Raw genomic sequence first — 21,461 nt, forward strand, 5'->3', positions numbered from 1 at the left:
CCGAGGAGCTTCTGTTGACGGGTTGTCACATTACTGAACCGTAACCTCACGACTGCTACCGCGGGTAACGGTCTGCTCGCTACCGTCGAGGAAGCCGCACCCGTCCCCTGGGCCGCACCGGGGACGCCGCTCCGTGCTCCTCGCACCACCTCCCACGTCCCGCACGTCAAGGAGGTACCCCATGCCCGTTCGCGTCCGCCTGCTGGCCACCGCCCTCGCCGCTGCCGCCTGCCTCTGTGTCCAGACGGTGCAGGCCACGGCCTCTCAAGCGGAGGTCTCCCGGGGCGTCACCATCCCCGCCTTCTACGATCCGCCCGCCGGCCTCCCCACGGCCGACGGCACCCTCATCCGCACCGAGCCCCTCCCGCTGGCCCTGAGCCTGCCGAGCCTGCCGGGTCCGCTGCCCGGCAGCGCGACCCGGCTGATGTACAAGTCCACCGACTCGGCGGGCGGCTCCGTCGCGGTCACCGGCGCCTACATCGAACCGACACTGCCGTGGCTCGGCCCCGGTGCCCGCCCGCTGGTCGCCCTGGCGCCCGGCACCATGGGCCAGGGTGACCAGTGCGCCGCCTCCCTCGGCCTGGAACACCCGCTGGTCCTCAATGGGCAGACGGTGTCCGTCGGTTACGAGGACCTGTCGATCTACCGGCTGCTCGCCGAGGGCGTCGCGGTCGTCGTCACCGACTACGTCGGGCTCGGCGCGACCGACCGGCTGCACACCTACGTCAACCGGCTGGACGGCGCCCACGCGGTCCTGGACGCCGTACGCGCCGCCCGAAGCGTGCCCGGCGCCTCGGTCACCGGCGCCTCGCGGGTGGGCCTGTTCGGCTACAGCCAGGGCGGCGGCGCGACCGCGGCGGCCGCCGAACTCCAGCCCGACTACGCCCCTGACGTCACCCTCTCCGGCACCTACGCGGGGGCGCCGCCCGCAGACCTCGCCGCCGTCACCGCGGCCATCGACGGCACGGACCTGTCCGGTGCCCTCGGCTGGGCGGTGAACGGTTTCGTCCAGTCCGACCCGGCGCTGAAGCCGATCGTCGACGCCCACCTCGGCGCCGCGGGCCGGGCCGCCCTCGCCGACCTGTCGACGATGTGCGTCGGCGACGCGCTCCTCGCCTACGGCTCCCAGCAGAGCACGGCCTGGACCACCGACGGCAGCTCCATCTCCGACATCATCGGCGAGGAGGCCGTCCTCCAGGCCTTCCTGGACGACCAGCGCATCGGCAGGACGGCACCGGCGAGCCCGGTCCGGCTGGCGACCGGCGTCAGCGACGACCTCGTCCCGCACGCCCAGGCCCGGCGGCTCGCCGTCGACTGGTGCGACGAAGGCGCGGACGTCACCTATGTGCCGGTCATGCTGCCGGACGCGGGCCGCGCCCTGCTGAACCACTTCGGGCCCCTGCTGACCGACCAGGGCGACGCCATCGCCTGGCTCACGGCCCGGCTGTCCGGCCTGCCGGCCGTCTCCAACTGCTGGACCATGCCCGTACAGCCCTGACCGGCGGCCCCGCCGTTTGCCGTCGGCGGGCCGCGCACGGCAGGGTGCCGGTGTGCCTACCTTGCTGATCGTCCACCACACCCCCTCGCCGCACTGCCAGGCCATGTTCGAGGCCGTGGTCTCCGGGGCGACAACCCCGGAGATCGAGGGCGTCCGGGTCGTGCGGCGGGCGGCGCTGTCCGCCACGGCCTCCGACGTGCTGGCGGCCGACGGCTACCTCCTCGGGACCCCGGCCAACCTCGGTTATGTCTCCGGCGCCCTCAAACACTTCTTCGACCAGATCTACTACCCGTGCCTGGACGAGACACAGGGCCGCCCCTTCGGCGCCTACGTGCACGGCGGCAACGACGTCACCGGGGCCCTGCGCGCCCTCGACTCCATCACCACCGGCCTCGGCTGGCGCCGGGCGGCCCAGCCGGTCACCGTGACGGGCGAGCCCGGCAAGGCCGACATCGAGGCGTGCTGGGAACTCGGCGCGACCGTCGCCGCCGGCCTCGCCGACGACGCCTGACGTGCCGCAGGGACGAAGGTGCGCGCGGTCCAGGGCACCTGACGTGCTCTGCGCGGCGCCCTCCGTCACCCGCACGGACGAAGGTGCGCGCGCCGGGTCCAGGGCACACGATGGGACCAGGCCATGTCGTCGATCCGAGGGAGCGTCGGATGGCAGCGCATCGGCATGCCTCCGGGCCGCCCACGGAGGAACTGCTGCGGGAGTGCGCCCGTGACGTCGTGGACGTCGCCGAGGGCATCCGCGAGGTGTGCGCACGGACCAGCTCCGTCCTGTTCGCCCCCGCGCTGACGGCGTCCGCGCGCCGCCGCCCGCGCACCGGCTGCGCCGCCCGCTGGGCGCTGCTGCGGGCGCTCACCAACAGGCAGGGGCTCGGCGGTTCGGCGATCGTGGCACCGGACGGCATGGGCCGGCTGCTCGGCGCGGCGGGGGAGGCGCTGGGCCGGGAGAGCCTGGCCGCGCTGGTGGCGGTCACCTCCCTGCGGCTGAGGATCGCCGCCGTCCTGCTCGACCACCCCGAGTTCGGGCGCGACCCGGGCATGCGCCGGCTGACGGCCGCGGTCACCGCCGACCGGGACCTGGAGGCCGTCCGCGCGCTGCGGTCCCTCTTCAAGGACCGGGACGCCCAGCGGGCGCTGTCCGGCCTGGCCCCTATCCTTGCCGAACTGCTTGCCATCCGCGGCCTGTTGGGCGAAGACCCGGTCAACGACGAGACGGCCTGGGCGCTCGCCGCCGGCCGTGAGCTGACCGCCGACCCGGTGCGGGGTATCAGCGCCGCCCACCCCTCCGCCGCGGACCGGGACGAAGGCACCGTCCAGGCCGTCGAACCGTCCGCCCGGGAGACCCAGGGCATCGCCACCGAGGGCTCCCTCCTCGCCTTCCTGCGCAACCTGGATGTTCTCGACGTCGGGGGCCGCGTCCTCGTCCAGGAGGTGCGCGGCCCCGACGGTGTGCTCCGGTACGTCGTCCAGGCACCCGGCACGGCCACCGGCCGCCCCCGCGACGACTCCCCGCAGGACTTCGCCGACGCCTGGCGCAACCTGTTCATGACCGACTCGCCCTACACCCGCTCGATCCTGCTGGCGATCCGGGACCACGGCGTCCCGCGCGGCGCCGACCTCGCGCTCGTCGGGCACGGCGAGGGCGGGATCGCGCTGCTGAACCTCGCCCAGGACGAGGAGTTCTGCCGTGCCTACCGGGTCACCCACGTGGTCACCGTCGGCTCCCCGATCGGCGGCAGGAGGCCCGCCGACCCGCGCACCTGGGTCGCCGGCATCACCAACCACCACGACATCGTCCCTGCCCTCGACGGCCGCGACGCGGACTCCTCCTTCGACCCGCACCCCCACGGGTACCGGGCGGACTACACCGGCCCCGACCACGAGTTCCCGCACTGCCACCTGCTCCGCGTCTACATGGACCACCTGGAGACGGTGATCCCTCAGGTCACCCAGGACGTCGACCAGGCCCTCACCCCCTACCGGGGCCCGGTGGAACGCACCCGCGTCTACCGGTTCGAGGACCGCGCCCGCCCGCCCGAGGGCTACCCCCTGCTGACCGTCCCCACCACCAGCGTCCCCACCTCGGCGGGCCTGGTCGACGTGCCGGTCCGCTACTACGACTCCTCCGTCGCCCACCTGTGCTACCCCGTCGACACCGGCGTCGCCCGCAGCCTGCTGCCGGACGTCACCTCGATGGTCCCCGCCCGCTTCGGCCGCCGCGCCCTGGCCGTGCTCTCCCTCTACGAGCACCGCTGCACCACCATCGGCCCCTACACCGAACTCGGCCTGTCCGTCCTGGTCGACGACCTGTGGCGGCCGAACGCGTACGGCCTCGCCAGGGACCTGCTGCGCCGCGTCGACCTGCGCCGCACCGGGCGGTACGTCGTCTCGCTCGCCGTCGGCACCGAGGAGGCGCGGACGGTGGCCGAGGAGGTCTGGGCCCAGCCGGCCGTGCAGGGAGCCGCCGAGGTCGCCCTGCAAGGACGCGCGCTCCGGGTCGAGGCAGCGGAGCTGGGCCTGAGCGTCGAGGTCGGTCCCGGCCCCGGTGTGCGCTGTCCGGAGGCGGACTGGGTGCTCTACGGCCGCCGGGGCGACAGCACCGTACGCACCCTGGTCCGGGCCGACGGCCGACCGCGCGTCCACGCCCGTCCCCGGGTACGGCTGCGGCTCGACGGCGGGCACGGGCCGCTCGCCCGCCACCTCCAGATCCTCGAACTCGACACCGTCCGGCCCGGGTTCGTGCTGACCAGCCCACGATTCGTGGCCCACAGAAGCGCCGGCGCGCCGCTGCCGCGCTGAGCCCGAGAACAGGTGCGCCCCATGGTGACCGAACCCCGTCCCGCCACCGCCGCCCCCGAACTCCTCGCGTACGTCGACGACCTGAGAGTCGACGCCGACCGGATGGACGGCTACGCGCAACGGCTGCGCGGCGTCGCCGTCACCCTGGCCGGCCGCGCCGAGGCACCGGAGTGGAGCGGGACCACCCTGGAGCGGCAGGCGACGGCCTGCGCGGCCGCGGCAGCCCAACTGCGCTTCGCGGCCACGGCCTTGCTGACCCACGCGACGAACTGACCGGCGGCCGGCCGGACGCGGGCGTGCCGCGGGCCACCGGTCGTCAGCCGCGCAGCGCCGCCTCCAGGACCAGCAGGCACGTCTCGCCCGGTGCCGAGGAGTCGTCGGGCAGCGCGTACAGCCGGAGCCGGTCGGTGTCGGCGATCTCGAAGTCCACGGCTCTGACGGTGACCGCGCGCCCGGCGGGGGAGTGGGCGGTCACCGCCGCGCAGTCCTGGACGTCGACATGGCGGCTCGGCACGGGGGCTCCGCCGACGGGTTCGCCGTCCGTGGACAGCACCAGGACCCGCCGGCCGCCCCAGGTCGCCGCGTGCAGCAGACCGGTCTCGGGGTCACGGGCGATGTCGCGGAGGTGGTCCGGGTAGCGGAACATCTCCTCCACCTCGCCGGTGGCCGGGTCCAGGCGGTACACGATGGACCGCGAGTCGGGCCGGTCCTCGGCCACCGTGACCCACACGAACTGCCCGTCGTGGGTGAGACCGCCCGCGTGGTAGACCGTGTCCTCGCCGAGCTCCCAGTGCCGCAGCAGCCGCCCCCGCCGGCTCATCTCGAAGAGGTGCCCACGGCCCGTGCCCGGAGTGTACGACGTCCCGTGCGGGCCCGTGGTGGCCTCGGCCGGCCGCAGGATCTCGGCGCTGCTCACGAAGAAGCTGCCGTCGGCCCGGTCCATGCCCTGCGGCTGGTGGCAGGCGAAGTCCAGCGGAACCATGTCCACGAGGACCCACTCGGCTGCCCTGGCCACGCGGGCTATGGCCTCGTCGACCGTCGGTTTCATCGAGGTGCCGCCTTCCGCCGCGGGCCCCTTCCCCCGATCATGCGGCGCGACGGCGACGGCCGCATCCCGTGCCGGGCACCCGCCGTGGACACACGACGGCCCGGGCCTCGCAGGAGGCCCGGGCCGCGGGGCGGGACAGGGGGCGGGGTCAGCCGGCGGGGACGGTGTGGGGTTGTTCCGGACCGGGCTTGGGACGGGTGCGGGTCCAGGACGGGTCGCCGGCGAGGACGGGCGTGGGGGGATGGTTCATGAGAGGACGTGCTTCCTGAGATGGGGGGAGAGAAAGAGAGGAGGTCAGTCGGGTGCCGTCGACAGCTCGGCCCAGACGACGCGGGCGGAGGATCCCTCCGGCGCGACCGTGACGCCCCAGTCGAGGCTGAGCGCGTCGACCAGGAACAGTCCGCGCCCGTTCTGCTCGTCGGGTCTGGCCTGCCGGGGTGCCGGGAGCACGAAGCTCCCGCTCTGGTCCTCGACCTCGATACGGATCCGGTCGGGGACGGCGTGCACCCGGCATATGATCCGCCGGCCGGCCGAGTGGACGATGGAGTTGGTGACCAGTTCGGAGGTCACCAGGACCGCGTTGTCGCAGGCCTCCTCGCACACGCCCCACGAGGCCAGCAACTCGCCCACGCTGCGGCGGGCGTTGCCCACCGCCCGGGGCGTCGGAGCCAGGTCGAACGCCAGGCTGTGCGGGACGGGTCGGTCCCCGGAGGCGAACCGGTCGAGGCCTTGCGGCCCAGGGAGTCGACCGAGGCGTTCGCCTCCGGGTGGTCGGGGGATGCCCGTCGCGTCCGACGGGCGGTGCGGGCCCTCGGCGCCGGCCGCGAGGGCCGGTCGGGGCAGGCCGGGTATCCGGTCCTCGGGCAGTCGGTCGAGCGGCTGGGGGAGAGAGGGCGGGGCCATCGCCGTGCGCCTTTCGTCCGGCTTCGCAGCGTGGGGGGCTGAGCGGTCGCGTCCGCCCCGGGCCGCGCGGGGGGCAGACGACGACCCGTGCCTGGACGACACCGGATCGCAGCTCAGTCTCCCCCAACTGGACTGCTTCGCCTGCTCCTTGGTCAGCCGGAGCAGTAGGTCCACTCTGGCATCTGCCAACATCGCCTCGCAACCGGCAAGTTGAAAATTGCAAGAAGTGAAGTGCATGCTGCTCCCGGCAAGAAGTGATCGAATGAGTCCGTGAGCCGATCACGAGCGCGTGAGACGGTGACCCTGACACCTGGTGCGAGGGGGTAGGGCGTGACCTCGGAGACCGACTGGGGCGGTGCCCCTTCCGTCCTGCGCATGATCCTCGGCCGGCAGCTGGAGGAGATGCGGACCCGGGCGGGCCTGACCTACGAGCAGGCCGGCACCGCGATCGGCGTCAGCCACTCCACGATCCGCCGGATGGAGGCCGCCAAGGTGGCCCGGCTCCGGCTGGCCGACGCCGAGAAGCTGCTGCAGATCTACGGCGTGACGGACCGCCAGGAGGTCGACACCTTCCTGCAGTCGGTGCGCGAGGCCAACAAGCGCGGCTGGTGGCACACCTACCGCGATGTGATGCCGGACTGGTTCGCCGCGTATCTGAGCCTGGAGCAGGCCGCGTTGCAGATCCGAGCCTACGAGAACGAGTTCGTGCACGGCCTGTTGCAGACCCGGGAGTACGCCGCCGCCCTGCTGGGCGCCGGAAATCCGCACGCGCCGGCCGAGGCCACCGAGCGCCGGGTGGCGCTGCGTATGCGCCGCCAGGAACTGCTCACCCGCCGGGCGCCGCCCAGGCTCTGGGTCGTGATGGACGAGACGGTGCTGCGCTGGCCGGTCGGTGGCGCCGGGGTGATGCGCGCGCAGATCGACCATCTCATCGAGATCAACCGGCTGCCCAACGTCACCTTGCAGATCATGCCGTTCGCCAACGGCCCGCACCCGGCGATGCGCGCGGGTGCGTACCACCTCTTCCGGTTCCGGGCTCCCGAACTGCCCGACATCGTCTATCTCAACGGCCTGGTGGGCGCCGTCTACCTGGACAAGGGCGAGGATGTCGTGGTTTATCGCGAGGCCCTGGACCGGTTGGGCGCCCAGGCGGCGCCCGCCAGAAAGACCGAGGTGTTCCTCGGTGCGATTCGCAAGGAGCTGTGACGTGCACCACCAGATACACAACGGCATTCCGTCCCGGCAACTCGGCGCGCGCGGCTGGTCCAAGCCGTGGAGCGACGATGCCGGCGGCGCCTGCGTGGAAGTGAAGAAGCTCGCCGACGGGCGGGTGGCGGTACGCCAGTCGACCGACCCGGACGGCCCGGCGCTGGTCTTCACCCCACGCGAGATGACCACTTTCCTGTCCGGTGTGAAGGCGGGTGACGCCGACTTCCTGATGTGAGCCGTCTTCCCGGAACTTCCTTGCTATAGCTGATCGTTCACTCACCCCCCACTTGTATCCCCCTGAGCACAGACCCCCGCATCCCCCTCACCCCTCACCCGAATGGGAGACACGGCGTTGCCCGACAACGGATGGCCGGCCGACCGTATCGACACCGAGAACGCGCACTCCGCGCGGATCTACGACTACATCCTGGGCGGCAAGGACTACTACCCCGCCGACCAGGAGGCGGGTGACGCCATGGCCCGGGAGTGGCCCGCGCTCCCGATCCACATGCGCGCCAACCGCGACTGGATGAACCGTGCCGTGCGCTGGCTTGCCGAGGAGGCGGGGATGCGCCAGTTCCTGGACGTGGGCACCGGCATCCCCACCTCCCCGAACCTCCACGAGATAGCCCAGGCCGTCTCGCCCGACTCCCGGGTCGTCTACGTGGACAACGACCCCATCGTCCTCACCCTGTCCCAGGGCCTGCTCTCCAGCACGCCCGAGGGCAGGACGGCGTACATCGAGGCCGACTTCCGCGATCTGACGGACATCTTCGACGCCCCCGAGCTGCGCGAGACCCTCGATCTCGACCAGCCGGTGGCGCTCACGGTGATCGCGATCGTGCACTTCATGCTGGACGCGGACGACGCGGTCGGTGTCGTACGACGGCTGCTGGAACCGCTGCCCTCCGGCAGCTATCTGGCGATGTCCATCGGCACCGCCGAGTTCGCGCCCGACGAGGTGGGCCGGGTCGCCCGCGAGTACGCGGCCCGCAACATGCCGATGCGGCTGCGCACCATCGACGAGGCCCACGCGTTCTTCGAGGGCCTGGAGCTGGTCGAGCCGGGCATCGTCCAGGTGCACAAGTGGCACCCGGACGGCAGCGGCGAGGAAGGCATCCGCGACGAGGACATCGCGATGTACGGAGCGGTCGCCCGCAAGCCGTGACCCAGGGCTCCGTGCCGGGGCCCGGCTCACCTTCCCGGCCCCGGCACGGTCGTCTCGCGGGTACCGTGAGGTCATGACCAGTACGCGTGTCACCCGGCGGGTGCAGGCGCCCCCGGCCGCCGTCTACCGGGCGCTGCTCGACCCGGAGGCGGTCGCCGCCTGGCGGGCACCGGACGGCATGACCGCCCGGGTCCACGCCTTCGACGCCCGCGAGGGCGGCGAGTTCCGGGTGTCCCTCGACTACGACGACCCCGGCCGCGCCGGGAAGTCCGGCGGGCACACCGACACCTACCGGGGGCACTTCGCCCGGCTGGTCCCGGACCGCCTCGTCGTCGAGGTCATCGACTTCGAGACCGCCGACGAACGGGTGCACGGCACCATGACGATGACGACGGCCCTCACCGCGGTCGGCGGTGGCACGGACGTCGAGGTCCGGCACGAGGGCATCCCCGGAGGCGTCCGCCCCGAGGACAACGAACTGGGCACCCGGATGGCCCTCGACAACCTGGCCCGGCTCGTCGAGGGCCCCACCTGACTCAGGCGTTCGGGTCGAACGAGATCCCGGACGGCATGGAGTACGACAGGTTTGCGTTGAACGAGCCGTCCTTGATCTTGATGGTGGCGTCGCCGAAGTCCGCGTTCATCAGCTTGTCGCGGTAGCCCGCCGGGTAGCCGTCCCAGCCCACCAGACGCGGGTAGAACCAGCCGCCGGTCACGTTCTCCGGCGGGTCGTCGTTGGAGTTGGCGAACCGGAAGTCGTGGGTGGACGCGCCGTCCTTGTGGTAGACGATCTTCGGGTGGGTGCCGTCGAACCGGATCGTCGAGGCGGCCGCCACCTGGTAGCTGCTGTGCTGCGACACCGAGACGTACTGCACCTGGTTGTTCTGGATCCACACGATGACGTGTTCCCAGTCGTGCCGGTGCCCGATGGCCAGCGGCCCGAGCGTCGCCTGGTCCTTCTCGAAGTAGCTGGCGTACATCACCGCGCACCAGCCGTTGTTGCACTTCTCGCGGGAGTAGGTGTTGGCGTTGGCGAGCTGCGCGTAGTCGTGGCAGTGGCCGTTGACGTCACCGCCGAGCGCGAGACCGGGGTTGATGGTGCCATCGGCGCCGATGGCCGCCGTGGCGTAGCAGCCGTCGCCGTCGTAGTCGTAGGCCGGGGAAAAGGTCTGCTCCAGTCCGTCGGCGTTCTGCGGCAGCAGCGTCAGGACGTCGGCGTGCGCGGTGGCGGGCACGGCGACGACCAGTGCAAGGGCACCGACCGCGGCGGCGAGGGCCTTGCGGAGTGGCCGTCTGCGAGGGGGGGATTGCAGGTCTGGCATGTCGACTCCCTGTCTCTGAAAGGCGAAGCGGAGTCTGACAGTCAGCCAATGGTCGAGACCACCCTTACGACTTAATTTTGACCCAAAGACAATTGAACAGCTCGGTCAACTCGGTTGCTGTCAGAGCCTGTTGACCTGCTGTGAGTAGTCCGGTTGCGCTTGCCGCGCTGCCCGGCCCGACGCCAGGCTTCTCGTCGGCTCGCCCCCCCCACGACCCGAAAGAGAGCCCGTGTGAACGACAGAGACATGACTTCGGCCGCGCTGAACCGGCGCGGCTTCCTCGGCGCCGCCGCCGCGGCCGGACTGCTCGGCACGCTGCCCACGCCGGCCGAGGCGGCCCGCAGCGCGGCCGACGCCGACCCGGTCACCACCGAGTCCGGCCAGGTCACCGGAGTCCAGGGCGGCCTGCGCGGCGTCACCGTCTACAAGGGCATCCCGTACGCCGCCTCCACCGCCGGAGCCAACCGCTGGTGTCCGCCGCAGCCGGCCCCCTCCTGGGACGGGGTGCGCGCCGCCGACTCGTGGGGCCCGGCCTGCCCGCAGCCGGTCACGGGCATCCCCGACGACCAGGTGCCCGAACTGGGCGAGGACTGCCTGAACCTCAACATCTGGACGGCGGCGACCGGTTCGGGCAGCGGCCGCCCCGTCCTCGTCTGGCTCTACGGCGGCGACCGGGCCCTGTGGTCCGGCCAGGAGATGTACGACGGCTCCCTGCTCGCGTCCAAGGGCGTGGTCGTCGTGAATCCCGACTACCGTGTCGGCCCGCTCGGTGGGCTCGCCCACCCCGGACTGACCGCCGAGTCCGCGTACGGCGGCTCGGGCAACTGGGGGATCCTGGACGTCGTCGCCGCGCTGGAGTGGGTCCAGCGGAACATCGCCGCGTTCGGCGGTGACCCGGACCGGGTGACGCTGGCCGGCTGGGCGCAGGGCGCGTCCATCGTCAACATCCTCCTCGCCTCCCGGCGCGCCAAGGGCCTCTACCACCGCGCCCTGCTCTCCTCCGGCGTCCGGTACACCAAGGACCCGGGACTGGCCAAGGGAACCGGCCGCTACCGGACCCTCGCCGACGCCGAGGCCAACGGCAGCGCCTTCGCCGCCCAGGCGGGCGCCGCCGATCTCGCGGCCCTGCGCGCGCTGGCCGCCGACGACATCGTCACCCTGGCCGCCGCCGACACCAGCGCCGACTTCGGCCACGTCCTCGACGGATACGTGCTGCCCGACACCTACACCGCCGTGCTGAAGGCCTGCGCCGAGACCGACGTGCCCGTCCTGACCGGCGTCTGCAAGGACGCGAACGGCGCCTCGCCCGACCTGAAGCTGACGCTCGACGCGTTCAAGGCGTACGCCCGCTCCGAGTTCGGTCCGCTGGGGCTGGCGGACACCTTCCTGAGCCTGTACCCGGCGGACAGTGACACGGCGGCCGCCCAGCAGTACAACGCCTACGTCCGGGACGAGGAACGCGTCTCCGCCTTCCTGTGGGCGACCCAGTTCAAGAACACGGCTGCCAACTCCAGCGCCGTGCACACCTACTTCTGGACCCGGGTCCCGCCCGGGTACGACGACACCAACCCGGTCATCGGCACCGCCGCGACCGGCGCCTTCCAGGGCTCCGACGTCTACTACCTGCTCGGTTACCTCTACAACACCGACCGCCCCTGGACCTCCAAGGACTACGACATCGCCGACATCACCGCCTCCTACGTCGCCCGGTTCGCCGCCACCGGCGACCCGAACGGCAGCTCCCTGACCAACTGGCCCGCCCTCGCCACCGACACCCCACAGACCATGGAACTCGGCGCGAACTTCGGCACGCTCGCGGTAGCCGACAGCGACGCCAAGCTCACTTTCCTGAAGACGTACCTGGAATCGCAGACCACGGAACTCTGAGGTCCGCTACGCCCGGGCGGAGTCGTGGCCGAGGATGCCGTGATGGTGACGGCGGTGCACGGTCGGGGTGCGGTGCAGGGCGATCAGGGCCGCGTCGTCGCCGAGGTGGCCGCCCGCGTGGGCCAGAAGGTCGCGCCGGACGTGGTGCATCAGCGCCTCGGGAGCGGCGTCGGTCCACTGCGCTACCCGCTCCACGAGCGGGTAGAAGCGGCCCTGCGCGTCCCGTGCCTCGACGACACCGTCGGTGTAGAGCAGGAGGGTGTCGCCCGGCTCGAAGGAGAACACGTCCAGGGTGTGCTCGGTGCCGCCCGCACCGGGCACACCCAGCGGCGGCGACGGATGCAGGCTCGGAACGGTCACCGCGTGCCCCGGGCTCAGCAGCAGGGGCGGCGGATGACCGCAGCTGGTCATCCTGGTGACCGGGTCCTCGTCGGGGATCTCGACCAGCAGGGCGGTGGCGAACCGCTCGCCCGCCTCCTCCCGGGGCTCCAGGTCCACCGCGTAGCGCTGCACGCTCTGCTCCAGGGCGGCCGCCAGGTCCGCCAGGGTGATGTGCCGGTGGGCGGACTCCCGGAAGGCGCCCAGCAGCAGCGCCGCCTCCCCGATCGCGGACAGTCCCTTGCCCCGGACGTCGCCGATCAGGACCCTGACCTCGCCGTCGCGGCGGGTGGCCGCGTACAGGTCACCGCCGATCTGCGCCTCGTCCTCGGCGGCCAGGTACAGCGAGGCGATCCGCAGCGGGCCGATGTGCTCGGGCAGCGGCCACATCAGCACGTGCTGCGCGGCCTCGGCGACGGTGCGCACCTGGGCCAGCTGGGCACGACGCCGCTCGCGAACCGCGCTGTAGACCACCACGAGCACCGAGAGCAGCGTCAGGGTGACGATCTGCACGATGTGGTTCGCGGTGGTCAGACCGCCGTGGAACACGGCGATCACCACTTGGGCGGCTACCGCGAGCGCCCCGACCAGCGCGGCCGCCCGGGGGCCGGCGAAGGACGGGGTGAGCGCCGGGGCGATGACCAGAGCGGGGCCCAGATGGATGTCCGCCGGCGCGCGCAGGTCCGCCACCGCGATCACCACGATGAGTGCGATCGGGAGCAGCAGCAGCGCGTCGGACGACTGCCACGACCGCCGCACGCCCGCCGCACAGCTCCGCCAGGTCACCATGCCACCAGCGTGCGCCACCCCCGATCGAGCGGCCACCGCGAGCGGGATCCTAGAGGTTCACGCTGTTCATCCCGGCCTCGTCGTAACGCTCGCCCGCGGCCTTGGGCACCTCGGCGTCGATGCGGGCCAGATCCTCCTTGGTCAGTTCGACGTCGACGGCGCCGGCGTTCTGCTCCAGGTAGGTACGGCGCTTGGTGCCCGGGATCGGCACGATACCGTCGCCCTGGGCCAGCACCCAGGCGAGGGCCAGCTGGGCCGGGGTCACGTCCTTCTCCGCGGCGATCTCCTTCACCTTGCCGGCGAGCCGCAGGTTCGCCTCCAGGTTGTCGCCGGTGAACCGGGGGCCGGTGCGGCGCCAGTCGTTCGCGTCGAGGTCGTCGGGGGAGGAGAACCGGCCGGCCAGGAAGCCACGGCCGAGCGGCGAGTACGGCACGAACCCGATGCCCAGCTCACGGCAGGTCGGGATCACCCCGTCCTCCGGATCGCGGGTCCACAACGAGTACTCGGTCTGCACGGCCGAGATCGGGTGCACCGCGTGGGCCCGCCGGATCGTCTCCGGGCTCGCCTCGCTCAGCCCGATGTGCCGCACCTTGCCCTCGGCGACCAGCTCGGCCATGGCGCCCACGGTCTCCTCGATCGGCACGTTCGGGTCGACGCGGTGCTGGTAGTAGAGGTCGATGTAGTCGGTGCCCAGACGCCGGAGCGAGCCGTGCACCGAGCTGCGCACGTGCTCGGCGGAGCCGTCCTGGGGGCCGATGCTGCTCATGTCGCCGGGGACGGCGTGGTCCATCCGGTAGTTGAACTTCGTGGCGATCACGTACTCGTCACGGTGCCCCCGGACCGCCTCGCCCACCAGCGTCTCGTTGGTGAGCGGCCCGTAGAGCTGCGCGGTGTCGAGGAAGGTGACGCCGAGTTCCCGCGCGCGGTGGATGGTCTGCACGCCCTCGTCCTGGTCGGCGGTGCCGTAGAAGGCGGACATTCCCATGCAGCCGAGGCCGATGCTGCTCACCTGAAGGTCTCGCAGACTGCGCTGTCGCATGTCACTCCCAGCCTTTCGTTCCTGCTCGGGTTCGGCTCCCGTTCCGGAGGGCCCACGGGCCTTGTTCCATTCAGCTGCGGAATCCGCGTATCGGCATCCCGGCGCGGGGGCCTTGTCCGGAGGAGCGCTCTGGACGCTACGGCTTCGAGCGCACTCGATGTCAAACGGCCGCCACCGTGCGCTGCCGGTCCGTGCTCCCCGGTCGTGCTCCCCGTCCGGTAGACGTGGACCCGGATACGGTGGCCGCCGTCGATCCGCCGTCGATCCTCCGGGGGTGCCCGCATGCTGCTGCGCCAGCTCGAATACCTCGTCGCGCTCGCCCGAGAGCGGCACTTCGCCCGCGCGGCCGCCGCCTGTCATGTCTCGCAGCCCTCGCTGTCCGCCCCGATCCAGCGGCTCGAACACGAACTCGGTGTCCGAGGGCCTGTTCGGCGACGAGCTGCTGGGCACGATGAAGCGCGGCGCCTATCTCGTCAACACCGCCCGGGCCCTGATCGTCGACCGGGACGCCGTCGACCGGGCGCTGCGCAGCGGGCAGTTGGCCGGCTACGCGGGCGACGTCTGGTACCCGCAGCCCGCGCCCGCCGACCATCCCTGGCGCACCATGCCGCACCAGGGGATGACCCCACACATCTCCGGCTCCTCGCTCTCCGCGCAGGCCCGCTACGCCGCCGGCACCCGGGAGATCCTGGAGTCCTGGTTCGCCGGCCGGCCGATCCGCGACGAGTACCTGATCGTCGACGGCGGTGCGCTGACCGGCACGGGAGCCAAGTCGTACTCCGTCAAGGCCGGTTAGGAGTCGAGCCGGACCGGCAGCTCGAAGAGGTCGTTCTGGGTGACCACCGGCTTGTTGCGCAGCTCGGACGCCGGCACCGCGAGGTCCAGGCCGGGGAAGCGGTCGTACAGGGCGGGCAGCGCGACGCCCGCTTCCAACCGGGACAGCGCGGCGCCGGGGCAGACGTGCGGGCCGTGGCCGAAGGAGATGTGCCGGTTCTTCGACTCCCGGGTGACGTCGAACTCCCCGGCACTGGGCCCGTGCGCCTGCTCGTCGCGGCCGATCGCGGCGTACGACACGATCAGCGCGTCGCCCGCCGGGAGCACCTTGTCGCCGACCGGCACGTCCTCGGTGGCGAAGCGGATCAGCACGTGCGAGGTCGGGGTGGACCAGCGCAGGGTCTCCTCGACCACCGCCGACCAGTCCACCTCGCCGGAGAGCACCTTGGCCCGCTGGCCGGGGTGGGTGGAGAGGTTGACCACGGCGTTGACGATCAGGGAGATCGTCGTCTCGTGACCGGCCGCCACCATCAGCTGGAGGGTGGAGACGATCTCCTCGTCCGTGAGGTGGTCGCCGTCCTCGGAGGCCAGGATCAGCGCGCTGGTGAGGTCGTCGCCGGGCTCGGCCCGCTTGGCGGCGACCGTATTCGCCATGATGCCGGCCAGCTCGGTGAGGGTCGCGATGACCTCCGCGGGCGGGGTCTGGGTCGAGAAGAACTTCTCGAACAGCACCTTCAGGCGCGGCAGTTCGGCCTCGTCGATGCCCATCAGGTCGGCGACCACGAACATGGGCAGCGGATAGGCGAAAGCCGCCTTGAGGTCCAGGGTCTCCTGGTCCGCCGGCAGGGCGTCCAGCAGGTCCTGGGTGAGCTTCTCGATCCGCTCCCGCATCTGCTCCACCCGGCGCGGGGTGAGCGCCTGCGCGACCAGCGCGCGCATCCGGCGGTGGTCGGCGCCGTCCACGGTCAGCATGGAACGGCCGGGGTTGGCCAGGCCGATCAGCGGCCAGTCCGGCGGTATCTCCCCCCGCTGCCAGGCCCCCCACACATTGATGTCCTTGACCAGACGCGGGTCGGTGAGCAGGGCCTTGGCCTCGGCATGACGAGTGACCGCCCAGACGGGCACCCCGCCGGGCAGCTCCACGGCGGCGAGTGGACCGGCGGCGCGCAGCCGCGCGCTCTCGCCGTCCAGGTCGGTGACGAAGGGGTCGAGGGCGATCCGGGCTTGTTCGGTACCGGTCGTCATCGTGACGTGCCTCCCAGGGCAGAGTCGGAGTACTGCGCCAATCGGTGCTGCGCCTGACCGTCGGTGTCGGACTACAGGGTGGGTACGGGCGTGAACCGGACGGGAAGCTCGGTCAGCCCCCGCAGCCAGGGCGAGGGCCGGCGGGTGAGGGAGTCGGCGGGCACCGCCAGGTCGATGTCCGGCAGCCGGTCGAGGACGACCTCGATGCCGGTCCGGGCGATCACCTCGGCGACCTCCTGCGCCGGGAACGGGCAACGGTGCTCGCCGTGCCCGAAGGAGAAGTGCGCGCTGTTGCCGCCGGTCAGCGCGGAGGCGTCGGTGCGGACCTGCGGATCGGAGTTGGCGCCCTGGAGGCCCAGGATCAGCAGGTCACCGGCGCGGATCCGGCGGCCGCCCAGCTGGGTGTCGCGGGAGGCCCAGCGGCCCGCTATGTTCTGGCTGGGGGTGTCCTCCCAGAGCACCTCGTTCATCGCCTCGGCGACACTGTTGCGGCCGCCGAACAGGGAGGCCGCGAAGCGGTCGTCGGTGAGCATCAGGCGCAGCGAGTTGCCGATCCAGTCGGCGGTCGGCTGGTGCCCGGCCGCCATCATGACCATCAGGTCCTGGGCGATCTCCTCGTCGGTGAACCCGCTCTTGTCCTGGAGCATCCGCGACACCACGTCGTCGGCCGGCTCCGCCTTCCGGTCGGCCAGCAACTGCGCCATGGACGTGGCCAGGTGCGTCTGCCCGGCGATCGCCCGTTCGCGCCCGTCGATCATGTCGTTGAGCGCGGTGACCAGGCCGGGGCCCTCCTCGTCGGAGAAGCCGTACAACCGGGCCAGCACCCGCACCGGCAGCAGCATCGCGTACTGGCCGACCAGGTCCGCCTCGCCGCCGGTGCACAGCCCGTCGATCAGCTCGTCCGCGAACCGCTCGGCGTGGCCCCGCAGTTCGAAGGGGTCGACGGCCTCCAGCGCGTCGCTGATCATCCCGGCGCGCTCGCGGTGCCGTTCGCCGACGGTGTACAGGATCGACGGCTGCTTGCGGCCGATCATCGGCAGCAGCGGCCAGTCGTCGGGGATCACGTCCCACTGGTTCCACAGGTCGGAGTCCCGGCTGAACAGCACCGGGTCCCCGGTCACCTGGTGCAGTTCGCGGTAGCCGACGACCAGCCAGGCGGGCACGTCCCCGTCGAGCACGACGGGGGTGACGGCGCCGTGGTCGCGCCGCATCTCGCGGTACAGACGCGCCGGTTCGGTCTGGAACCGGGGGCCGCCGAGTGGCACGGCTTCGGGAATCACACGAACTCCTGTCGGGGCAGGTCCGCCGGTGCCGAGGGGCCGGCGTACCGGTTCTTGACATGCTGGACCAGCTGGATGAGCACCTGCTTGCCGGACTCCCGGGACCGTGCGTCACAGGTGACCAGGGGGATGTGCGGGTCCAGGTCGAGCGCGTGCCGGACGTCCTCGGGGGCGTGCGTGGGGCCGCCGAAGTCGTTGCAGGCCACGATGAACGGGGTGCCGTGTTTCTCCAGCCGGTCGATGGCGTACCAGGAGTCGTCGATCCGCCGGGTGTCGACGAGCACCACCGCGCCCAGAGTGCCGGAGAACAGCCGGTCCCACAGGAACCAGAACCGCTCCTGGCCCGGCGCCCCGAACAGGTACAGCACGTTGCGGGCGTCCAGTGTGATGCGGCCGAAGTCGAAGGCGACGGTGGTGGCGGACTTGCCGCGCACCTCGCGGACGTCGTCGACCTCCTCGCCGGCCTGGGTCATCGTCTCCTCGGTGTTGAGGGGACGTATCTCGCTGACGGAACGGACCAGGGTGGTCTTGCCGACGCCGAAGCCGCCCACGACCACGATCTTGAAACCGTGGTCGGCGGAGGCACCCAACGGGGTGCGCGCGTCAGAGGTTGCGGAGTCCAACGAGCACCTGCTCCAGGATGTCGGGGTCGGTGATGGCCGGCCGGTACGGATGGCGGGCGCTGACCCGGCCGGCCGCCTGCAGGTCGCACAGCAGGACCTTGGTGATGCTCACCGGCAGCTTCAGCTCCGCGGCGATCTCCACCACCGAGGTCGGGAACTCGGCCAGCCGCAGGATCGCCGCGTGTTCCGACTGCATGCCGGGGGCCGGCTCCGACTCGGCGACGACCAGCGTGACCAGGTCGAAGGGACTGTCCGGCCCGGTGCTGCTGCGGCCGCCGGTGATGGTGTACAGGCGGTCGGGCGCGTCGTCCCTGCCGGGCCGGCTCATGACGTACGGGGCTGCGCGGTCAGGTGTTCGCCGAGTTGCTCGACCAGTTCGCTCATGTTGTGCCCGATCAGCCCCGGGTCCGCGTCCTCGCTGGTCACCACGGCCAGGTGGGCGCCCTCGCCGGCCTCCACGATGAACAGCACGCCCCCGTAGAACTCGGTCATCGCCGACCGCACGCCACCGCTGCCGTCTCCGAACTCGACGGACGCCCCGTGCGACAGCGACTGGATGCCGGCGGCGATCGCCGCGAGCTGGTCGGCCTGGTCGACGGAGAGCTCCGGAGTACGGCAGAGCTTCAGGCCGTCGCGGGAGAGCACCAGGGCGTGCCGGGCGCCGGGGGTGCGCTCCAGGAGGCCCTCGATGAGCCAGGTGAGCTTGTCGTCGGCGGTGGTCCTGCCGGTCATGGAGTGGTGTCGCCTTCCGGGTGCGCGTGCGGGTGGGACGTGGGCTCGGGACCGGACTCCGCGTGGGGTGCGGAGACCGGATCGTGCGCCGGGGCGGGGGTGTAAGGGGAGGCCTCGGCGGCGCCGGGCGCGTCGGAGGGCTCGGCGGCGTCGGACGCGGCCGGGCGGACGGCCTGCCGGAAGCTGTTGAAGCGGGCGGCGCGGACCTGGGCGTCCTCGGCGGTGGGCGCCGGGCGCGGCTCCGCCGGCTGGGACGCCGCCCGGCGCTCGGCCTCGGCGAGGGTCCGGCCGCGGCGCCGCCTGGGCAGCCCGGTGGGCCCTTCCTCGTCCTCGTCGGGCTCCGCGGACTCGTGCACGGGTATCGGGTCCGCCGGGGCCGGCACCGGTTCGGCCGACTCCGGCTGCTTGGGCAGCACGGGTTCGTCGGCGACCGGGCGGGTCAGCAGGTCCTGCGGGACCAGCATCAGCACCCCGGTGCCGCCACGCGCCGACGGCCGGAACGAGACCTTCAGACCGTGCTTGACGGCCAGTCGGCCGACCACCGCCAGCCCGAGCCGGGTACCGGTGAGGCCGCCGAGCTCGGTGGTGTCACCGGCGACCGCCCGCTCGGCGCGGCGCAGCTGCACATCGCCCATCACCAGCCCGCTGTCCTCCACGGACACTATGACCCCGGCCGGCACCTCCTCCACATAGACGTGGACCTCGGCCGTCGGGGGCGAGAAGTTGGCCGCGTTGTCGAGGAGCTCGGCGAGCGCGTGCATGACACCCTCGGCCGCGTGGCCGGTGACGGCCGTCTCGCTGACCGAGTGCACCCGTACCCGGCGGTAGCCGCTGATACGTCCCATCGCACCGCGCAGGATGGACTCCATGCTGATCGGACGGGCCCAGCGGCGGCCGGAGCGCGCCCCGGTCAGGACGGCGATGGAGTCGGCGATCCGGCCCGCCTGGGCGGTGCGGTGGTCGAGGTGCAGCAGGTCGGCGAGCACCTCCTCGTCGGTGTGCCGCTCCTCCATGGCCCGCAGGTCGGCGAGGGTGGCGGTGGCCAGGGCCTGCATCCGCCCGGCCGCGTTGCCCGCCGCGGCGATCGCGGCGGCCCGCTCCCGGGAAGCCTGCTCCAGGTCGGCGGCGAGCCGGCTGTTCTCCTGCCGGTACCAGTCCAGCTCCTGGCTGCCGCCCTCCCGGAGCCGCACCCGCTCCTGCTCCAAGGATTCGGCGAACTCGCTGCGCTGCTGGGCCAGTTCGTCGATCAGCCGCTGCTGCTCCTGGCGCGCCTCCTCGGTCGTGCGGGCCTGTTGCTGGAGCAGCCGTCCGATGTCCTGGCTCACCGTCTCCAGTCGGCGCCGGGCGCGCCGGGCAGCCCGTGCCGCGTGCACGGCCCAGGTCACCGCGGCGCACAGCACCAGCGCGGCCGCACCGCCCCCCAGGGCGAGGGGGGTGCGGACCGAGGCCGGCGCGGCGGTCACCGCGGCGACGACCGCGAGGGCCGACACCACCGCGGTCAGCGCGAGGGTCGGAACGAGCGTACGGAAGGCAGGTCGATCGCCGGGATGCGTGGGCGCGGTCATCGGTCCGGTCTGGTCCTCGGAGCGGGTAGGGATGTGGTTCCGGTGAGGGAGATGTGACGCTCGGTACTGAACTGGCCGTCACTATACGAGAGTTCGTGATCGAAACAGAACAGTTCCGGTCTCCTTGCAGGAAACCGCTGTCAGCGACGGCGACTTGCCGTGTCCCGAACTGCCCGATCTTACGAAGCGCCTCGCGTGAGCGCGTCCGTCACCACGGCGGCCGCCTCCTTCACCAGCGCCGAGTCGGCCTGGGCGGCCGGGTCGGTGCGCGTGGACAGAACGGCGACGACGACCGGGGCGCGGCCCGGGGGCCACGCGATCGCGACGTCGTTGGCGGTGCCGTAGGAGCCCGTTCCGGTTTTGTCGCCGACGGTCCAGTCCGCGGGGAGTCCCGCGCGAATCCGCTCCCCTCCGGTGGTGTTGGCGAGTAGCCAGCCGGTGAGCCGCCGCCGGTCCGTGCCGTCCAGGGCGCTCCCGACGACCAGTCGCGCGTAGCTGGTGCCGATGGCCAGGGGGGTGGTGGTGTCCGTGATCCGTCCGGGCTCCGCCGAGTTCAGCTCCGGCTCCCACCGGTCGAGCCGGGTCACCCGGTCCCCGATCGAACGGCACAGCCGCGTCACGGCCACCGGCCCGCCCAGTTGCTCCAGCAACAGGTTCGCCGCGGTGTTGTCGCTGTACGAGATCGCCGCTCCGCACAACTCCGCGATCGTCATTCCCGCGGCGAGATTCTCGGGCTTGCCCGTGATGGGCGCGCCGCCCGACTTCTCGACGTCGCCCGCGTCGTAGTGGACGACCTCGCCGAGCACGTCCTCGTCCAGGTCCCGCAGCACCGCGGAGACCGCGAGCGTCTTGAACACCGAGCACATCGGGAAGAGTTCGCCGCAACGGTGCCGTACCCGGGCGCCCGAGCCGGTGTCCCAGGCGAACACCCCCAGCCGGGCCCCGTGTTCGCGCTCCAGCGCCCGGAATCTGCTCGTGGCGTCCGGCGCCGTGCCGGCGGGCAGTGCGGTTCCCAGGGCCGCCGTGAGCACAACACGGCGCGACGGCTGCTGCATTACCACTCCTTTGCCGAGGTTTCGATGAGGGGGACGTGATCACGCCCTGGGAGGTTGCGCCGTGGACGGGTGATAAACCCGACGCCGGTATTCGACCATCAGTAGCTCCCGCATCGCCGCAAATGATCCAAACGTCTC

At 72.1% G+C, this 21,461-nt stretch carries 21 protein-coding genes and 2 pseudogenes; 11 read left to right on the top strand and 12 right to left on the bottom strand.

All coding sequences use genetic code 11. The features are described from left to right. The first annotated feature begins 181 nt into the window (after nt 1–181). The 4 genes from AB0N16_RS07250 to AB0N16_RS07265 all read left to right on the top strand — a co-directional run bounded on the left by AB0N16_RS07250 (nt 182) and on the right by AB0N16_RS07265 (nt 4,579). Nucleotides 182–1,498: a lipase family protein gene (locus AB0N16_RS07250; RefSeq protein WP_365793935.1), complete on the top strand. Its 1,317-nt coding sequence runs from the start codon at nt 182–184 to the stop codon at nt 1,496–1,498. A gap of 52 nt (nt 1,499–1,550) precedes the next feature. Beyond that, nucleotides 1,551–2,009, top strand: a complete 459-nt coding sequence (locus tag AB0N16_RS07255; RefSeq protein WP_365793937.1) for an NAD(P)H-dependent oxidoreductase — start codon at nt 1,551–1,553, stop codon at nt 2,007–2,009. 149 nt (nt 2,010–2,158) lie between these two features. Next, entirely contained in the window at nt 2,159–4,306 is a 2,148-nt protein-coding gene (locus AB0N16_RS07260; protein ID WP_365793939.1) for a hypothetical protein, read from the top strand. 21 nt (nt 4,307–4,327) lie between these two features. Then, nucleotides 4,328–4,579 (top strand): hypothetical protein, encoded by a 252-nt coding sequence (locus AB0N16_RS07265; RefSeq protein WP_365793941.1) that lies wholly within the window; start codon nt 4,328–4,330, stop codon nt 4,577–4,579. A gap of 43 nt (nt 4,580–4,622) precedes the next feature. Here AB0N16_RS07265 and AB0N16_RS07270 read toward each other — a convergent pair whose 3' ends face one another. Beyond that, nucleotides 4,623–5,354 carry a DUF6454 family protein gene (locus AB0N16_RS07270; RefSeq protein WP_365793943.1) on the bottom strand — a complete coding sequence of 244 codons (732 nt, stop codon included), beginning with the start codon at nt 5,352–5,354 and terminating at the stop codon, nt 4,623–4,625. A gap of 294 nt (nt 5,355–5,648) precedes the next feature. Beyond that, nucleotides 5,649–6,257 (bottom strand): ATP-binding protein, encoded by a 609-nt coding sequence (locus tag AB0N16_RS07275; RefSeq protein ID WP_365793945.1) that lies wholly within the window; start codon nt 6,255–6,257, stop codon nt 5,649–5,651. Between the two features lie 330 nt (nt 6,258–6,587). On the opposite strand from AB0N16_RS07275, the gene AB0N16_RS07280 reads away from it, so the two are divergent. The 4 genes from AB0N16_RS07280 (at nt 6,588) to AB0N16_RS07295 (ending at nt 9,169) form a co-directional block, all read left to right on the top strand. Continuing rightward, nucleotides 6,588–7,463: a helix-turn-helix transcriptional regulator gene (locus AB0N16_RS07280; RefSeq protein ID WP_365793947.1), complete on the top strand. Its 876-nt coding sequence runs from the start codon at nt 6,588–6,590 to the stop codon at nt 7,461–7,463. A gap of 1 nt (nt 7,464) precedes the next feature. Then, a complete protein-coding gene (locus AB0N16_RS07285) occupies nt 7,465–7,701 on the top strand; it encodes a DUF397 domain-containing protein (RefSeq protein WP_365793949.1) in 237 nt (78 codons plus the stop codon). 117 nt (nt 7,702–7,818) lie between these two features. Continuing rightward, nucleotides 7,819–8,634 carry an SAM-dependent methyltransferase gene (locus AB0N16_RS07290; protein ID WP_365793951.1) on the top strand — a complete coding sequence of 272 codons (816 nt, stop codon included), beginning with the start codon at nt 7,819–7,821 and terminating at the stop codon, nt 8,632–8,634. Between the two features lie 73 nt (nt 8,635–8,707). Beyond that, nucleotides 8,708–9,169 (top strand): SRPBCC domain-containing protein, encoded by a 462-nt coding sequence (locus AB0N16_RS07295; protein ID WP_365793953.1) that lies wholly within the window; start codon nt 8,708–8,710, stop codon nt 9,167–9,169. Between the two features lies 1 nt (nt 9,170). On the opposite strand, the gene AB0N16_RS07300 is transcribed toward AB0N16_RS07295, so the two are convergent. Then, nucleotides 9,171–9,956: an NPP1 family protein gene (locus tag AB0N16_RS07300; RefSeq protein WP_365793955.1), complete on the bottom strand. Its 786-nt coding sequence runs from the start codon at nt 9,954–9,956 to the stop codon at nt 9,171–9,173. Between the two features lie 231 nt (nt 9,957–10,187). Between AB0N16_RS07300 and AB0N16_RS07305 the strand changes: the two genes are divergently transcribed. Next, the gene (locus AB0N16_RS07305; protein WP_365793957.1) at nt 10,188–11,843 is read left to right on the top strand and encodes a carboxylesterase family protein; all 1,656 of its coding nucleotides are present in this window, start codon (nt 10,188–10,190) and stop codon (nt 11,841–11,843) included. A 6-nt stretch (nt 11,844–11,849) separates the two neighbouring features. On the opposite strand, the gene AB0N16_RS07310 is transcribed toward AB0N16_RS07305, so the two are convergent. Together AB0N16_RS07310 and AB0N16_RS07315 are read right to left on the bottom strand one after the other, a co-directional pair. Further along, nucleotides 11,850–13,010 carry a PP2C family protein-serine/threonine phosphatase gene (locus AB0N16_RS07310; protein ID WP_365793959.1) on the bottom strand — a complete coding sequence of 387 codons (1,161 nt, stop codon included), beginning with the start codon at nt 13,008–13,010 and terminating at the stop codon, nt 11,850–11,852. 49 nt (nt 13,011–13,059) lie between these two features. Then, nucleotides 13,060–14,049 (bottom strand): aldo/keto reductase, encoded by a 990-nt coding sequence (locus AB0N16_RS07315; protein WP_365793961.1) that lies wholly within the window; start codon nt 14,047–14,049, stop codon nt 13,060–13,062. Nucleotides 14,050–14,331: 282 nt separating this feature from the next. Between AB0N16_RS07315 and AB0N16_RS07320 the strand changes: the two are divergent. Beyond that, nucleotides 14,332–14,409, top strand: a pseudogene (locus AB0N16_RS07320) (hypothetical protein); the annotation flags it as partial. A 55-nt stretch (nt 14,410–14,464) separates the two neighbouring features. Further along, a pseudogene (locus AB0N16_RS07325) lies at nt 14,465–14,845 on the top strand (NAD(P)-dependent oxidoreductase); the annotation flags it as partial. Here AB0N16_RS07325 and AB0N16_RS07330 read toward each other — a convergent pair. The 7 genes from AB0N16_RS07330 to bla all read right to left on the bottom strand — a co-directional run bounded on the left by AB0N16_RS07330 (nt 14,842) and on the right by bla (nt 21,323). After that, nucleotides 14,842–16,068 (bottom strand): cytochrome P450, encoded by a 1,227-nt coding sequence (locus AB0N16_RS07330; protein ID WP_365793963.1) that lies wholly within the window; start codon nt 16,066–16,068, stop codon nt 14,842–14,844. The pseudogene AB0N16_RS07325 and the gene AB0N16_RS07330 sit on opposite strands and share 4 nt — an antisense overlap. Before the next feature lie 71 nt (nt 16,069–16,139). Next, on the bottom strand, nt 16,140–17,348 hold the full coding sequence (locus AB0N16_RS07335; protein WP_365793965.1) for a cytochrome P450: 1,209 nt from the start codon (nt 17,346–17,348) through the stop codon (nt 16,140–16,142). Further along, the gene (locus tag AB0N16_RS07340) at nt 17,345–17,938 is read right to left on the bottom strand and encodes an ATP/GTP-binding protein (protein WP_365794071.1); all 594 of its coding nucleotides are present in this window, start codon (nt 17,936–17,938) and stop codon (nt 17,345–17,347) included. The genes AB0N16_RS07335 and AB0N16_RS07340 overlap by 4 nt, the downstream gene beginning before the upstream one ends. 13 nt (nt 17,939–17,951) lie before the next feature. Beyond that, nucleotides 17,952–18,299 carry a DUF742 domain-containing protein gene (locus tag AB0N16_RS07345; RefSeq protein ID WP_365793967.1) on the bottom strand — a complete coding sequence of 116 codons (348 nt, stop codon included), beginning with the start codon at nt 18,297–18,299 and terminating at the stop codon, nt 17,952–17,954. Continuing rightward, entirely contained in the window at nt 18,296–18,703 is a 408-nt protein-coding gene (locus AB0N16_RS07350; RefSeq protein WP_181807431.1) for a roadblock/LC7 domain-containing protein, read from the bottom strand. The genes AB0N16_RS07345 and AB0N16_RS07350 overlap by 4 nt, the downstream gene beginning before the upstream one ends. After that, entirely contained in the window at nt 18,700–20,268 is a 1,569-nt protein-coding gene (locus AB0N16_RS07355) for an ATP-binding protein (RefSeq protein ID WP_365793970.1), read from the bottom strand. The genes AB0N16_RS07350 and AB0N16_RS07355 overlap by 4 nt, the downstream gene beginning before the upstream one ends. Before the next feature lie 179 nt (nt 20,269–20,447). Continuing rightward, complete coding sequence (gene bla, locus AB0N16_RS07360) at nt 20,448–21,323, bottom strand: class A beta-lactamase (protein ID WP_365793972.1); 876 nt, start codon at nt 21,321–21,323, stop codon at nt 20,448–20,450. Between the last annotated feature and the right edge of the window lie 138 nt (nt 21,324–21,461).

Origin of the sequence: Streptomyces sp. NPDC051105, assembly GCF_040682795.1 — a bacterium.
Lineage (GTDB): Bacteria > Actinomycetota > Actinomycetes > Streptomycetales > Streptomycetaceae > Streptomyces.